At 70.3% G+C, this 14,786-nt stretch carries 13 protein-coding genes; all 13 read right to left on the bottom strand.

From position 1 onward, the window contains the following. Nucleotides 1-15 precede the first annotated feature (15 nt). Complete coding sequence (locus ACVNF4_RS11795; protein ID WP_010350399.1) at nucleotides 16-300, bottom strand: YggT family protein; 285 nt, start codon at nucleotides 298-300, stop codon at nucleotides 16-18. Nucleotides 301-391: 91 nt separating this feature from the next. Further along, nucleotides 392-1,030 carry a cell division protein SepF gene (locus ACVNF4_RS11800; protein WP_461802698.1) on the bottom strand — a complete coding sequence of 213 codons (639 nt, stop codon included), beginning with the start codon at nucleotides 1,028-1,030 and terminating at the stop codon, nucleotides 392-394. Between the two features lie 129 nt (nucleotides 1,031-1,159). Then, complete coding sequence (locus tag ACVNF4_RS11805) at nucleotides 1,160-1,879, bottom strand: YggS family pyridoxal phosphate-dependent enzyme (protein WP_461802699.1); 720 nt, start codon at nucleotides 1,877-1,879, stop codon at nucleotides 1,160-1,162. A 6-nt stretch (nucleotides 1,880-1,885) separates the two neighbouring features. After that, complete coding sequence (gene pgeF / locus ACVNF4_RS11810) at nucleotides 1,886-2,614, bottom strand: peptidoglycan editing factor PgeF (RefSeq protein ID WP_461802700.1); 729 nt, start codon at nucleotides 2,612-2,614, stop codon at nucleotides 1,886-1,888. Further along, nucleotides 2,611-3,804, bottom strand: coding sequence for a cell division protein FtsZ (gene ftsZ / locus ACVNF4_RS11815; RefSeq protein WP_461802701.1), 1,194 nt, complete (start codon nucleotides 3,802-3,804; stop codon nucleotides 2,611-2,613). The genes pgeF and ftsZ overlap by 4 nt, the downstream gene beginning before the upstream one ends. A gap of 279 nt (nucleotides 3,805-4,083) precedes the next feature. Continuing rightward, complete coding sequence (locus ACVNF4_RS11820; RefSeq protein WP_461802702.1) at nucleotides 4,084-4,884, bottom strand: cell division protein FtsQ/DivIB; 801 nt, start codon at nucleotides 4,882-4,884, stop codon at nucleotides 4,084-4,086. 24 nt (nucleotides 4,885-4,908) lie between these two features. Next, nucleotides 4,909-5,997, bottom strand: coding sequence for an undecaprenyldiphospho-muramoylpentapeptide beta-N-acetylglucosaminyltransferase (gene murG, locus ACVNF4_RS11825; protein ID WP_461802703.1), 1,089 nt, complete (start codon nucleotides 5,995-5,997; stop codon nucleotides 4,909-4,911). 6 nt (nucleotides 5,998-6,003) lie between these two features. Beyond that, a complete protein-coding gene (gene ftsW / locus ACVNF4_RS11830) occupies nucleotides 6,004-7,356 on the bottom strand; it encodes a putative lipid II flippase FtsW (protein WP_461802704.1) in 1,353 nt (450 codons plus the stop codon). Nucleotides 7,357-7,393: 37 nt separating this feature from the next. Then, on the bottom strand, nucleotides 7,394-8,806 hold the full coding sequence (gene murD / locus ACVNF4_RS11835) for a UDP-N-acetylmuramoyl-L-alanine--D-glutamate ligase (RefSeq protein WP_461802705.1): 1,413 nt from the start codon (nucleotides 8,804-8,806) through the stop codon (nucleotides 7,394-7,396). Then, nucleotides 8,788-9,861, bottom strand: a complete 1,074-nt coding sequence (gene mraY, locus ACVNF4_RS11840) for a phospho-N-acetylmuramoyl-pentapeptide-transferase (protein ID WP_461802706.1) — start codon at nucleotides 9,859-9,861, stop codon at nucleotides 8,788-8,790. The genes murD and mraY overlap by 19 nt, the downstream gene beginning before the upstream one ends. Then, a complete protein-coding gene (locus ACVNF4_RS11845) occupies nucleotides 9,858-11,258 on the bottom strand; it encodes a UDP-N-acetylmuramoyl-tripeptide--D-alanyl-D-alanine ligase (RefSeq protein WP_461802707.1) in 1,401 nt (466 codons plus the stop codon). Before ACVNF4_RS11845 ends, mraY begins: the two co-directional genes overlap by 4 nt. 4 nt (nucleotides 11,259-11,262) lie before the next feature. Next, nucleotides 11,263-12,885, bottom strand: a complete 1,623-nt coding sequence (locus ACVNF4_RS11850) for a UDP-N-acetylmuramoyl-L-alanyl-D-glutamate--2,6-diaminopimelate ligase (protein WP_461802708.1) — start codon at nucleotides 12,883-12,885, stop codon at nucleotides 11,263-11,265. 48 nt (nucleotides 12,886-12,933) lie between these two features. Beyond that, nucleotides 12,934-14,786: peptidoglycan D,D-transpeptidase FtsI family protein (locus ACVNF4_RS11855; RefSeq protein WP_461802709.1), on the bottom strand; the 1,853-nt coding region annotated here is incomplete at its 5' end.

A 14,786-nucleotide genomic window follows, 5' to 3' on the forward strand; every position in this document is an offset into this window, starting at 1 on the left:
GGTAGGTCACATCGTTCACAGCCGGATCACGATCGAGATCAGGACGTAGACGATGATCATCAGTACGAAGAAGGACAGGTCGAGCGCCACGCCCCCGAGACGCAACGGCGGGATGAACCGCCGAAGAAGCTTGAGCGGTGGATCGGTGACAGTGTAGGTGGCCTCCAGAACGACCACCATCGCCTTGCCGGGTTGCCACGAGCGGGCGAACTGGAAGACGTAGTCCATGACCAACCGGAAGATGAGCACGATGAGGAAGACCATCAGCGCGATGTAGATGATGTTCAGGACCACGCCCATGTTCGGTGCTTCCCTCTCCCCTGCTTACGCGCACTCTGTCGTGTCTTGCCGTGTCTTGCCGTGTCTTGCCGTGTAGTTCCGGTTCTGCGTCTCAGCTCTGGTTGAAGAACCCGCCCTCTGCGATGCGGGCCTTGTCCTCCGCCGTGACATCGACGTTAGCAGGAGACAACAGGAACACTTTCTGTGTCACCCGCTCGATGCTGCCATGAAGACCGAACACCAGACCGGCGGCAAAGTCGACAAGTCGCTTCGCATCCGTGTCGTCCATCTCGGTGAGGTTCATGATCACGGGGGTCCCCTCACGGAAGTGTTCCCCGATGGTACGGGCCTCGTTGTAGGTCCGCGGGTGGAGTGTGGTGATCCGGTAAGGCTCTCGTTCGGACACGACCTTGGGCATGATCACCGGTGCGTTCTTCTCCAGGGACTGACGTTCTTGTGTGATGGACGCCACGGGCGCGATGCGCGCGGGACGGCCGGATTCGACGGTCGGCGCCGCCGCACGGACCACCGGCTCACGAGGGGCGGGGGGTTGGGCGATTCGCACCTCTTCGTCCCTTTGGGACTGATGTGCATTGTGCGACTGGTGGGACGCGTCGTGCCGTCGGTGGTCGCGCTCGGGTTCGTCCAGCTCGGGTTCGAAGTCGTCATCGGGGTCGAAGCCCCGGCCGTCGTACCCATCGTCCTCCACGAGGCCGAGGTAGACCGCCATCTTGCGCATCGCGCCGGCCATGCTCTGAGTCCTCCGCTCTGTGGTGGATCGGTTGACGACTGCCAAGTCCCGCGATCCACGTGGCCCTTGTGTCCGCCTCCTGGCGGGTAATGACCATATTTTCTACTGTGGTCCGACTTCCTGGCGACGTTACCCGAGCCGAGGACGGACTCCGAGTACCGCACTGCCGACGCGCACATGTGTCGCCCCGGCCGCCACGGCCTGCTCAAGGTCCGCACTCATCCCCGCTGACACCATGGTGGCAGCCGGATGACTTCGGCGCAGGTCGGTCGACAAATCCATCAACCGCTCAAACGCCGCCCGTTCACGACCGGCGTACTCACCGGTCAGCGGGGCGACGGTCATCAGCCCGTCGAGCCGGACCCCCGGCGAGGCGGCGATCAGCCCGGCCAACTCCTCGATCCCGCCCGGTCCGACGCCCCCGCGCTCACCGCGCCCGCTCACCCCGGCGTCCAGCGCGACCTGGATCAGGCACCCGACCTCACGCCCGGCCTTCCCGGCCTCCCTGGAGAGCGAGACGACCAGCCGGTCCCGGTCCACGGACTGCACGAAGTCCGCGTAACCCACCACGGAACGCGCCTTGTTGGTCTGCAACTGCCCGACGAAGTGCCAGGTCAGCGGAAGGTCCGCGCACTCGGCCGCCTTGGGCGCCGCGTCCTGGTCCTTGTTCTCGGCGACGTGCCGCACACCGAGCTCCGCCAGCATCCGCACATCGCTCGCCGGGTAGGTCTTGGTGACGACGACGAGCGTCACCTCCGACCGGGCCCGCCCCGCGTCGGCGCACGCGCGCGCGATGCGCTCCTCCACCTTCGCCAGGTTCCCGGCGAGTTCGTCCTTACGGTCCGTCATGCCCCATCAGTCCAACCAGACATATCCCGCGAGTCGCCCTGTGGTGCGATCGCGGCGGTACGAGAAGTGGTCGTGCGACTCCAGGGTGCACACCGGGGACTGCGCCCGGTCGCACACCCCGAGCCGCTCCAGTTGCGCGTGCACTCCGGCGGCGACGTCGACGGCGGGAGTGCCCCAGCTCGTCTCGGCGTGCGCCGCCGGTTCCAGCGCCGCGACCTCGGCGCGCATCTGTGACGGCACCTCATAACACCGGCCGCAGACGGCGGGTCCGGTGCGGGCGGTGATCCGGGCGGGCTCGGCGCCGAGTTCCGCCATCGCGCGGACGGCGGCTTCGACGACCCCCTCGACCATCCCGGGCCGGCCCGCGTGCGCGGCGGCGACGACACCGGCGACCGGGTCGGCGAGCAGGACGGGGACGCAGTCGGCGGTGAGGACGGCGAGGGCGAGGCCGCGCCGGGAGGTGACGATCGCGTCGACCTCCGGAACCGGCCCGGTGCCCCAGGGTGCGCTGACGACCTGAACGTCAGCGCCGTGCACCTGGTTCATCCAGACCACGTCGGCCGGGTCGAGACCGAGGGACTTCGCGGCCAGTTCACGGTTGGCCGCGACAGCGGCGGGGTCGTCACCGACCGCGCCGCCGAGGTTGAGCTCCTCATACGGAGCGGCGCTCACCCCGCCCCACCGGTCGGTGAAGGCGAAGTGCGCGCCGCTCACGCTCTCGCGCTGTCCTATCACTTCAGGAAGTCCGGTACGTCCAGTTCCTCGGCGGCGCTGTCCGAGTAGGTGCGGGACGGCGGGACCGGCGGGCTCAGCGGGGGCAGGTCGGCGACCGGCTCCGGGGCGGGTACCGGGTCCTCCTTGGGCGTCACGCTGCCCAGCGAACCGAAGGACGAGCGGGGCTCGGGACGGCTGACCGGGGCGGGCTCCTCGCGGCGGGTGGAGGCCGAGCCGATCACGTTGTCCCGGCGGGCGGGCGGCTGGCCGCCGTCGAAGCCGGCCGCGATGACGGTGACGCGGACCTCGTCGCCGAGGGCGTCGTCGATGACGGCGCCGAAGATGATGTTCGCCTCGGGGTGGGCGGCCTCGGAGACCAGCTGGGCGGCCTCGTTGATCTCGAACAGGCCGAGGTCGGAGCCGCCGGAGATGGAGAGCAGGACACCGCGGGCGCCGTCGATGGACGCTTCGAGGAGCGGCGAGGAGATGGCCATCTCGGCGGCGGCCACCGCGCGGTCGTCGCCGCGGGCCGAGCCGATGCCCATGAGCGCCGAACCGGCCTCGGACATCACGGACTTGACGTCGGCGAAGTCGAGGTTGATCAGGCCCGGGGTGGTGATCAGGTCGGTGATGCCCTGGACACCGGAGAGCAGGACCTGGTCCGCCGACTTGAAGGCGTCGAGGACGGAGACCTGGCGGTCCGAGATGGACAGCAGCCGGTCGTTGGGGATGACGATGAGGGTGTCGACCTCTTCGCGCAGCTCCGCGATGCCGTCCTCGGCCTGGTTGGCGCGGCGCCGGCCCTCGAAGGTGAAGGGGCGGGTGACGACGCCGATGGTGAGGGCGCCGAGGTTGCGCGCGATGTTGGCGACGACGGGGGCGCCGCCGGTGCCGGTGCCGCCGCCCTCGCCGGCCGTCACGAAGACCATGTCGGCCCCCTTGAGGACCTCCTCGATCTCCTCGCGGTGGTCCTCGGCGGCCTTGCGGCCCACTGCCGGGTTGGCGCCGGCGCCGAGTCCGCGGGTGAGTTCGCGGCCGACGTCGAGCTTGACGTCGGCGTCGCTCATCAACAGCGCCTGTGCGTCGGTGTTGATGGCGATGAACTCGACGCCCTTGAGGCCGACTTCGATCATCCGGTTGATGGCATTGACACCACCGCCGCCGACACCGATGACCTTGATGACTGCGAGGTAGTTCTGCGGTGCTGCCACGTCGAAGGCCTCTCGCCTCGAATTACGTTGCCGTCGGGCCCAGTTGCCTGTGCCTCCGACGGCGGATGCCGAATGGGACGGTCCGTAGCGCCGACCCGAACCCTAACGCTGAAGTTTAGGGTTACCAGTGTGCCTGTTCCTTGGAGTCTTCCGAACAGGACACTAAGTCGACAAGTGGCGCCCGTTCAACGAACACGCCGAACCTCCCGTTTTTCTTTTCACCCTATGTGATCAGCCATGTCGCTGCCCAACCAGGGTGCTGGCCTGCGCATATGTGCGTCAACTCCCCGATGACGCGGGGGCGGTGGGGACGCTCACGTCGAAGTGCCGGGCGTCCGGCGCCGCTTTCATGAGAGCACTGAGCGTGCGCGCCTTCGCCGCGCCCTTCTCGGAGCTGCCCCAGGCGACGGTCCGGCCGTCCGTCAGCTCCAGTGAAATATCGTCGTACGAACGCACTTTGACGGTTTTTGTGGTTTTCAGCACGGTGGGCGGAAGACTCCCGGCCGTGCGGACGGCCTCGCGGACGAGACGGTCCTCGCCGAAGCGGCGCAGGCTCGCGGCGGTGGAACCGGTGTTCGTGAGCGAGAGTTCCAACAGCGGGGCGCCTTTCGGGGGTTGGGGAACCGTCGCGAACCGCACGCCCTCGCCGTCGACTTCGGTGTATCCGCTCCCCCAGCGGATCAGCAGGACGGGGGTCCGCTCGGTCACCGTGAGGGTGACGCCGTGCGGCCAGGAACGGGACACGTCGACGTCGTCCACGCGCGGCAGGGCCCGCTCCAGACGTGACCGGATCTCGTCGGTGTCGATGGACACCAGCGGGGTGTCCAGGGGCACTTGGGCCGCGTCCAGGACCTGCTCCGGCGTCAGGACGTCGGTGCCCGAGACGGAGACGTGGTCCACGCGCAGCCACGGGGAGCCGTACAGCACCCAGGCGCCGCCCCCCGCGAGGAGTCCGGCGGCGGCGGCCGAGGCGATGATCACACGGAGCCTGCGCGGCAGGGGGCGGCGGACGGGAGGCGGGCCGGGAGGTCCCTGCCGACGTGCCGTGCCGCGCTCGGCGGTGCTGGGTCCTCCGGCCACGCTTGCCTGCCCTTCGTCGAACGCCTAGCGGCGCGAGGCGATCGCCTCGTACACCATGCGGACGAGGAGTTCGTCCGCGTCCCGGCGGCCGAACTCACCGGCGGCGCGGGACATCTCGTACAGCCGGTGCGGGTCGGCGAGGACGGGCAGGACGTTCTCCCGGACCCAGTCCGGCGTCAGTTCCGCGTCGTCGACCAGCAGTCCGCCGCCCGCCTTGACCACCGGCTGGGCGTTCAGCCGCTGTTCGCCGTTGCCGATGGGCAACGGGACGTAGGCGGCCGGGAGTCCGACGGCGGAGAGTTCGGCGACGGTCATCGCGCCCGCGCGACAGAGCATCATGTCGGCCGCGGCGTACGCGAGGTCCATCCGGTCCAGGTAACTTACCGGGATGTACGGGGGCATCCCCGGCATCTGCTGTACGTGCGGCAGTTCGTTCTTCGGGCCGACCGCGTGCAGGATCTGGATGCCGGCCTGCTGGAGCCAGGGCGCGACCTGCTGGACGACCTCGTTGAGCCGCCGGGCGCCCTGCGAGCCGCCGGTCACGAGCAGCGTCGGCAGGTTCGGGTCCAGGCCGAACATGTGGCGGGCCTCGGGGCGGGCCGCTGCTCGGTCCAGGGTGGCGATGGAGCGGCGCAGCGGGATCCCGATGTAGCGGGCGTCGCGGAGCTTGCTGTCGGGCGTGGAGACGGCGACCTGGGCGGCGTACCGGGAGCCGATCTTGTTGGCGAGGCCCGGCCGGGCGTTGGCCTCGTGGATGACGATCGGCACACCGAGCCGCTTGGCGGCCAGGTAGCCCGGCAGGGCGACGTACCCGCCGAAGCCGACGACGCAGTCCGCCTTGGTGCGCTCCAGGATCTGCTCGGCGGCCTTGATGGTGCCGCGCAGCCGGCCCGGGACGGTGATCAGCTCGGGCGTGGGCTTGCGGGGCAGCGGGACGGCCGGGATCAGCGCCAGCTCGTAGCCGCGCTGCGGGACCAGCGTGGTCTCCAGGCCCCGCTCCGTGCCCAGGGCCGTGATCCCGACGGTCGGGTCCTGCCTGCGCAGGGCGTCCGCGAGGGCGAGCGCGGGCTCGATGTGGCCGGCGGTCCCTCCGCCTGCGAGTACGACATGCACCGAAATTCACCGCTCTCCGGACGAACGTGCCGGGGCACGCCGTCGCATCGTGTTCCATCTCCGGGGTTCCCGGGGGTTCCCGCCCCGCTTTCTGGCCAAGCGGGTCTGCCGCATCGCGAGCGCCGCCCGCGCGGCGGGGTCCTCTCGCGCGAACGCGATCAGCAGCCCGACGGCGAACATGGTCGGCAGCAGGGCGGAGCCCCCGTAGGAGAACAGCGGGAGGGGGACACCGGCGATCGGCAGCAGACCGAGCACCGCACCGATGTTGATCACGGCCTGCGCCATGATCCAGGTGGTCACGCCTCCCGCGGCATACCTGACGAAGGGATCCTCCGTGCGTCCGGCCACGCGGATACCCGCATAGCCTAGAGCCGCGAAGAGAGCGAGGACCGACAGCGTCCCCGCGAGGCCCAGTTCCTCACCGGTGACGGCGAAGATGAAGTCGGTGTGCGCTTCGGGCAGTTGGCCCCATTTCTCCACACTCGCGCCGAGGCCCGAGCCGAAGATGCCGCCGGACGCGAGGGCGTAGATGCCGTGCACCGCCTGCCAGCAGTCCACCGGTCCCGTCTTGGGGTCGGTCGCGCCGATGCACTGGAGGCGGGCCATGCGGTTGGCGCTCGTCCTGACCAGGACGAACCCGATCAGCGTGGCCACCGACAGCACCCCCACGAACATCCGGGTGGGCGCCCCCGCGAGCCACAGCATCCCGAACAGGACGGCCGTCAGGATCATCGCCGTGCCCATGTCCCCGCCGATCATGATCAGGCCGAGGAGCAGGAAGGTCACCGGGACGAGCGGCACCAGCATGTGCTTCCACTGCGTGAGCAGCTTCCTGTCCTGCTTGCGGGCGAGCAGGTCGGCCCCCCACAGCACGAGCGCCAGCTTCCCGAACTCGCTCGGCTGGATCTGGAAGGTGCCGCCGATGGCGATCCAGTTCTGGTTGCCGTTGACGGTCTTCCCTATCCCCGGGATCTGCACGAGCGCCATCATGAACACGGCGCCCGCGAGGATCGGGTAGGCGAGCGCCCGGTGCAGCTTGACCGGCATGCGGGAGGCGGCGATCAGCAGGACGGCGCCGATGCAGGCGGCGAGGAACTGCTTGCGGAAGAAGAAGCTCCCCGGCAGCGACTTCTGGAGAGCCGTGATCTGGGACGCGGAGTACACCATCACGAGCCCGAGCACGATGATGAGGAGACTCCCGCCCAGGATCAGGTAGTAGGCGGTGAGAGGCCGGTCCCAGGCCTTTCTGGCGCGGGCGTGGAGGCGCACGAAGGGATTGTCGCGCTTACGGGGACCGGGTGCGACGGGCCGCCGCACGGCCCGCTGGACGGGAGGACGCCCGGTACGACTGCTGGACACGTGACGGCAACCCCCTGATTTCCTGGAGAACCCGCCCTCAGCCGCCGATCTCGCGAACGGCCTGTGCGAACGCGTCCCCGCGCTGGTGGTAATTGGTGAACATGTCCATCGAGGCGCACGCCGGGGCGAGAAGCACGGTGTCGCCCTCGGTCGCGAGGCCCTGGGCCTCGCGCACCGCCTGGAGCATCGCCCCAGTGTCGGTCCGGTCGAGGTCCACGACGGGTACCTCGGGCGCGTGTCGCGCGAGGGCCTCCCGGATGAGGGCACGGTCCGCGCCCAACAGGACGACCCCCCGCAGCCGTTCGGCGGACGAGGCCACCAACTCGTCGAACGCGGCCCCCTTCGCGAGCCCCCCGGCGATCCACACGACCGACTCGTACGCGGCCAACGACGCCTGCGCGGCGTGGGTGTTGGTCGCCTTGGAGTCGTCGACGTACGCGACGCCGGCCACGTCCGCCACGTGGGCGATGCGGTGGGCGTCCGGGGTGAAGGCGCGCAGCCCGTCCCGGACGGCCGTCGGCGGCACGCCGAACGCGCGCGCGAGGGCGGCGGCGGCGAGGGCGTTGGCGATGTTGTGCGGGGCCGGCGGGTTGACGTCCGCGACCTCGGCGAGTTCCTGCGCGTTCTGGTGCCGGTTCTCGACGAACGCACGGTCGACGAGGATGCCCTCGACGACGCCGAGCTGCGAGGGGCCCGGGGTGCCGAGGGTGAAGCCGATCGCGCGGCAGCCCTCCTCGACGTCCGCCTCACGCACCAGGTCCTCGGTGGCCTTGTCGGCGACGTTGTAGACGCAGGCGACCCGGTTGCCCTCGTAGACGCGGCCCTTGTCGGCGGCGTACGCCTCCATGGAGCCGTGCCAGTCGAGGTGGTCGGGGGCGAGGTTGAGGACGGCGGCGGAGTGGGCGCGCAGGGAGGGCGCCCAGTGGAGCTGGTAGCTGGAGAGTTCGACGGCGAGGACGTCGTAGTCGCCGTTCACCGCGTCCAGCAGGGAGACGCCGATGTTGCCGACGGCGGCCGTGCGCAGGCCCGCCGCCGTGAGGATCGACGCCAGCATCTGGGTCGTCGTCGTCTTGCCGTTGGTGCCGGTGACGCACAGCCAGGACGGCGCGTCGGGCCCGCGCAGGCGCCAGGCCAGCTCGACGTCGCCCCAGATCTCGACGCCCGCCGCGCGAGCGGCCGTGAAGAGCGGCTTGTCGGGCTGCCAGCCCGGTGCGGTGACGATCAGCTCGGTGCCGTCGGGCAGGGACGCGCCGTCGCCGAGGCAGACGGTGACGCCGAGCGCCCGGAGTTCATCGGCCTGCGCGCGCGAGCGGTCGTCGTCGCCGTCGTTGACGACGGTGACCTCCGCACCCAGCTCGCGCAGCACCTTGGCCGCCGGGACGCCCGAGACGCCCAGGCCGGCGACGACGACATGCTTTCCCTGCCAGTCGGTCACTTGTCCGCTGCCCATCCCGCGTAGAAGAGGCCGAGTCCGACGATGACGCAGATGCCCTGGATGATCCAGAAGCGGACCACGACCAGGACCTCGGACCAGCCCTTGAGTTCGAAGTGGTGCTGGAGTGGCGCCATCCGGAAGACGCGCTTGCCGGTGAGCTTGAAGGAGCCGACCTGGATGACGACCGACATGGTGATGAGGACGAACAGGCCGCCCATGAGGGCCACGAGCAGCTCCGTGCGGGAGCAGATCGCGAGGCCGGTCAGCACGCCGCCGAGGGCCAGCGAGCCGGTGTCGCCCATGAAGATCTTCGCCGGCGAGGTGTTCCACCACAGGAAGCCGAGGCAGGCACCCATGAGCGCCGCCGAGACGACCGCGAGGTCGAGCGGGTCACGCACCTCGAAGCAGGCGTTCGGGTTGGTGAGCGTCTCGCCGTTGGCACAGGACTCCTGGTACTGCCAGACGCCGATGAACGTGTAGGCGCCGAAGACCAGCACCGACGCACCGGTGGCGAGGCCGTCCAGACCGTCCGTCAGGTTCACGCCGTTGGACATCGCCAGGATCATGAACAGCGCCCACACGACGAACAGCACCGGCCCGAGGGCCCAGCCGAAGTCCGTGATGAACGACAGCTTCGTGGACGCGGGGGTATTGCCCCGGTTGTCCGCGAACTGGAGCGCCAGCACCGCGAATCCGATGCCGACGATCAGCTGTCCGGCCATCTTCGCCTTGGCCCGCAGGCCCAGCGAACGGCGCTTGACGATCTTGATGTAGTCGTCCAGGAAGCCGACCAGGCCCATGCCGATCATCAGACCGAGCACCAGTAGACCCGAGTAGGTCGGCGCCTTCCCGGCGATGAGCTTCGCACCGAAGTAGGCGGCGACCGTCGCGAAGATGAACGCGATACCGCCCATGGTCGGCGTACCGCGCTTGCTGGCGTGCTCGCGCGGGCCGTCGTCGCGGATGTACTGGCCGTAGCCCTTGCGGGCCAGCAGCTTAATCAGCAGCGGTGTGCCGACCAGCGACAGGAACAGACCAATGACACCTGCGAACAGGATCTGCTTCATCATCGGGCGGAGACCTCGCCCTCAGCGGCGAGCAGCGCCTCGGCGACACTCTCCAGACCGACCGATCGGGACGCCTTCACGAGCACGACGTCCCCCGGGCGCAACTCGCTGCGCAACAGGTCGACAGCCGCCTGTGCGTCGGACACGTGCACCGACTCCTCACCCCACGAACCCTCGTTGTATGCGCCCAGTTGCAGCCAGGCGGCTTCCCTGCCGCCGACCGCCACGAGCTTGCCGACATTGAGCCGGACGGCGAGCCGCCCGACCGCGTCGTGCTCGGCGAGCGCCTCGTCCCCGAGCTCGGCCATCTTGCCGAGCACCGCCCAGGTCCGCCGCCCCTTGCCCATGGCCACGAGCGCGCGGAGGGCCGCTCGCATGGACTCGGGGTTCGCGTTGTAGGCGTCGTTGACGATCGTCACGCCGTCCGGGCGCTCGGTGACCTCCATCCGCCAGCGGGAGAGGGTGCCCGCTCCGGAGAGCGCGGTGGCGATCTCACTGGCGGACATGCCCAGCTCATGGGCGACGGCGGCGGCGGCGAGCGCGTTCGACACGTGGTGCTCACCGTACAGGCGCATGGTCACGTCACTCGCACCGGAGGGTGTGCGAAGCCTGAACGCGGGCTGTCCGCTGTCCGTGAGTCGCACGTTCTCGGCGCGTACGTCCGCTTCGTCGCTCTCGCCGAAAAGGACCACCTTCGCCGACGTTCGGGAGGCCATGGCCCGGACCAAGGGGTCGTCGGCGTTGAGAATCGCCGCACCATCAGCGGGCAGCGATTCGACGAGTTCGCCCTTCGCCTGCGCGATCTGCTCCCGGCCGCCGAACTCGCCGATGTGGGCGGTTCCGACGTTGAGGACGAGGCCGATCTTCGGGGGCGTCAGCCCGGTCAGGTAGCTGATGTGACCGATGCCTCGGGCGCCCATCTCCAGGACCAGGTAACGCGTGTCCTGAGTGGCGCTCAGCGCGGTCAGCGGCAGCCCGATCTCGTTGTTGAGCGAACCCGGCGTGTACACGGTCGGCGCGTGGCTGCTCAGCACCTGGGCGATGAGGTCCTTGGTACTGGTCTTGCCCGCCGAGCCGGTCAGCGCGACGAGCGTCGCACCGAGCTGCCGTACGACATGCCGGGCGAGGGCGCCGAGGGCGCTCTGGACGTCGTCCACGACGATCGCGGGCGCGTCCACCGGACGGGACGCCAGGACGGCGACCGCGCCCGCGTCGACGACCTGCCGCGCGTAGTCGTGGCCGTCGACGCGCTCGCCGGCGAAGGCGACGAAGAGGCTGCCGGGACCGGCCTCGCGGGAGTCGCGGACGACGGGGCCCGTGACGCGCGCGGAGGTGTCCGGTATGGCGTGGATCTGCCCGCCGACGACTTCAGCGATCTCGGCGAGGGAGAGGGCGATCACAAGTTCATCCCTGGGTCTTCTGGATGGCTTCTCGAAGCACCTGGCGGTCGTCGAAGGGACGCACCACCCCGGCGATGTCCTGGCCCTGTTCGTGGCCCTTGCCCGCGACCAGCACGGTGTCCCCGGCGTGCGCGCGGCCCACGGCCGCCTCGATCGCCGCGGCCCGGTCCTCGAACAGGAGCACCTCACCGCGCTCATGGGCCGGCACCGAGGCGGCGCCGTCCAGCATCGCGGTGAGGATCGCGAGAGGGTCCTCGGAGCGGGGGTTGTCGGAGGTCAGGACGGCCGTGTCGGCGAGCCGGGCAGCAGCCGCGCCCATCGGGGCGCGCTTCGTGACGTCCCGGTCGCCGCCGCAGCCCAGCACGATGTGCAGCCGCCCCTTGGTGACCTTGCGCAGCGCCTTCAGCACCGACTCGACGGCGTCCGTCTTGTGCGCGTAGTCGACGACCGCGAGGTACGGCTGCCCGGCGTCGACGCGCTCCAGCCGGCCCGGCACGCCGGGCACCGCGGCGACGCCGTCGGCGGCGGCCTTCGGATCGACTCCGGCGCTCGCCAGCGCGACGATCGCGGCGAGGCTGTTGGCCACGTTGAACGGGCCGGCGATCGGGGACTTGGCGACGATCCGCGTCCCGTCGGGGGTGACGACCGTGAACTCCGAGTCCATCGCCCCGATGTGCACGTCCACCGCACGCCAGTCGGCGTCCGGGTGGCCCTCGGCGGAGAAGGTGACGACCGGCACCTCGGCCTCGCTGACGAGCCTGCGCCCGTACTCGTCGTCGTGGTTGACGACGCCGAGCCTGCTGCGCCGGCGCGTGAACAGCTGCGCCTTGGCCCGGAAGTAGTCCTCCATGCCGGAGTGGAACTCCATGTGCTCCGGGCTGAGGTTGTTGAAGACGGCGACGTCGAAGACGCAGCCGTCGACCCGGCCGAGGGCCAGCGCGTGGCTGGAGACCTCCATGGCGACCGCCTCGACGCCGCGTTCGCGCATGACGGCGAAGAGGGCCTGGAGGTCGGTGGCCTCGGGGGTGGTGCGCTCGGACTTGACGCTCTCGTCGCCGATGCGGGTCTCGACGGTGCCGATGAGCCCGGCGGGCTTCGGCAGGCCGCCCTCGACGAGGTAGGCGGTGGTGGTCTTGCCGGAGGTGCCGGTGATGCCGATCTGGAGCAGGCCCTCGCCCGGACGGCCGTAGATGTCGGCCGCCAGTTCACCCATCCGTCCGCGCGGGTCGTCGACGACGAGGACCGGCAGGCCGGTCGCGGCGGCGCGTTCCTCGCCCGCCGGGTCGGTCAGGACGGCGGCGGCGCCCTGGCTCGCGGCCTGGGCGACGAAGTCGGCGCCGTGCATGCGGGCGCCCGCGAGGGCGACGTACAGGTCGCCGGGGCGGACGGCGCGCGAGTCGTGGGTGATGCCCGTGACCTCACCGCCGCTCTCCGGCTGCCGCGCGCCCAGCCGGCCGGCGAGGTCCGCGAGGGGTGTCGCGGCGACCTGCGCGGGCCGGGGTGTCTGGTGGGTTCGGGACTGATCAGCGTGTGGCACGGCGGTGAGCGTACCGGGCCGACCCGCTCCGGAGCGAAGCGAGGACGGGTTCCCCGGGGCGGTCCCCGGATCGGGAGTGATCATGGTCACGGGCGGTTCCTGGCTGTTCGGCGCTGAACGGGAGGGGCGGGTCGTCTTTCACGGTGTGAAGGTCACCGGCAGGTTGGCGGGCTTCGTCCCGGTGGGCGGGACCTGGAGGGTCTTCAGGGCGAACTCCATGACCTGTTTGAAGATCGGCCCGCAGATCTGGCCGCCGAAGTAGCTGCCTTTCGTCGCGTTCTGGATGGCGCAGTAGACGGTGACGCGTGGGTTGTCGGCGGGCGCGAAACCCGCGAAGGAGGACGTGTACCCCTTGTACGTGCCGGTAGCGGGATCGACTCGGTTCGCGGTGCCCGTCTTGCCGGCCACCCGGTAACCGGGGATGCGGGCCTTGGTGCCGGTGCCCTCGCGGTCGTCGACCACGGACTCCAGCATCCGGCTCAGCGTCGTCGCGGTCTTCTGGCTGACGACGCGTGAGGTCTTCGGCGCGGGGGCGGGCGTGAAGCGGCCGTCGGGGCCTTCCGTGCCGCGCACGAGCGTCGGCTCGATGCGGACGCCGCCGTTGGCGATCGTCGAGTACACGGAGGCCGCCTGGAGGGCGCTCACGGACATGCCCTGGCCGAACGGGATCGTGAACTGCTGGGAGGTCGACCAGTCGGCGGCCGGGGCGAGGATGCCCCGGGTCTCGCCGGGGAAGCCGAGCCCGGTGGGCTGTCCGACGCCGAACTTGCGCAGGTAGGAGTAGAGGACCTGGTTGGCCTCGGGCTGCGTCTTGCCGAGCTGCCCGGTCGCGAGGATCGTCCCGATGTTGGACGACTTCGCGAGGACTCCGTTGAGGGTGAGGTACCAGGTCGCGTGGTCGATGTCGTCCTGGAACAGCCGGTCACCGCGGTGCAGCCGGTTCGGGACGGTGACCTGGGTCAGCGGCGTCGCCGCGTTCTCCTCCAGGACGGCCGCCATCGAGACGACCTTGGCGGTGGAGCCGGGCTCGTAGGCGTCCTGCACGGCCGCGTTGCCCATGTTCGCCGAGGTCGCGGACGACAGGTCGTTGGGGTCGAAGCCCGGGGAGTTGGCCATGGCGAGGATCTCGCCGGTGCGGGTGTCCTGGACGATGACGTAACCCCGGTCGGCCTTCGACTTCTGGACCTGTTCGGTGATCGCGTTCTGCGCGGCCCACTGGATGTCCCGGTCGATGGTCAGCTCGATGTCCGAACCGGGGACCGCGGGGGTCTCCGTCGACCCGGCCGTCGGCACCTGCCGTCCGCCGGACTGGGCGTACCGGATCTTGCCGTCCTGTCCGGCCAGCATTTTGTTGAGCTGCTGCTCGACGCCACCGCCGCCGACGCCCTCCGCGTTGACCCAGCCCAGTATCCCGGCGGCGAGGTCGCCGTTGGGGTACACGCGCTTGCTGCTGGGGACCGAGAAGACACCGCCGAGGACGTTCACGACGGTCTTGTCCGTGCTCGCCTTGGTCGCGAGGGTCGCCCGCAGGTCGCGGATCTGCTTCCAGACCTGCGGGGTCTGCCGGGAGGCCAGCTTCGCGTACCGGGACGCCGAGTTCTTCGGCCGCAGCTTCTTCACCAGGTCGGCCTGGTCCTGGCCGAGGATCGGGGCGAGGAGGGCGGCGGCCTGCTCGGGGCCGTCGTCGATCTTCAGCTGTTTCGCCGAGAACATCGTCGGGTCGGCGGTGATGTCGTACGCGTCCTCGCTGCTCGCGAGGGCGACACCGCTGCGGTCGGTGATCTCGCCGCGCTCGGCCGCGAGCACCTGTCCGACGTACCGGTTCTGCTCCGCCTTCGCGGTGTACGTGCTCGCGTCGACCGCCTGGACCTGGAGGAGGCGGACGACGAAGGCGGTCAGGACGAGGGCGAGGGCGACGCCGACCATGCGCAGGCGGGGGCGCGGGCTGCCGAGCCGGAGTGGCTTCGCGGGGGCCGGGGGGCGGGGGGCGG

The organism is Streptomyces sp. S6 (assembly GCF_054880855.1).

What these genes read in the sequence shown, in the direction of transcription:
- ACVNF4_RS11795 (WP_010350399.1), bottom strand. Translation starts at nt 300, where the DNA reads ATGGGCGTGGTCCTGAACATCATCTACATCGCGCTGATGGTCTTCCTC.
- ACVNF4_RS11800 (WP_461802698.1), bottom strand. Translation starts at nt 1,030, where the DNA reads ATGGCCGGCGCGATGCGCAAGATGGCGGTCTACCTCGGCCTCGTGGAG.
- ACVNF4_RS11805 (WP_461802699.1), bottom strand. Translation starts at nt 1,879, where the DNA reads ATGACGGACCGTAAGGACGAACTCGCCGGGAACCTGGCGAAGGTGGAG.
- murD (WP_461802705.1), bottom strand. Translation starts at nt 8,806, where the DNA reads ATGGGCAGCGGACAAGTGACCGACTGGCAGGGAAAGCATGTCGTCGTC.
- mraY (WP_461802706.1), bottom strand. Translation starts at nt 9,861, where the DNA reads ATGATGAAGCAGATCCTGTTCGCAGGTGTCATTGGTCTGTTCCTGTCG.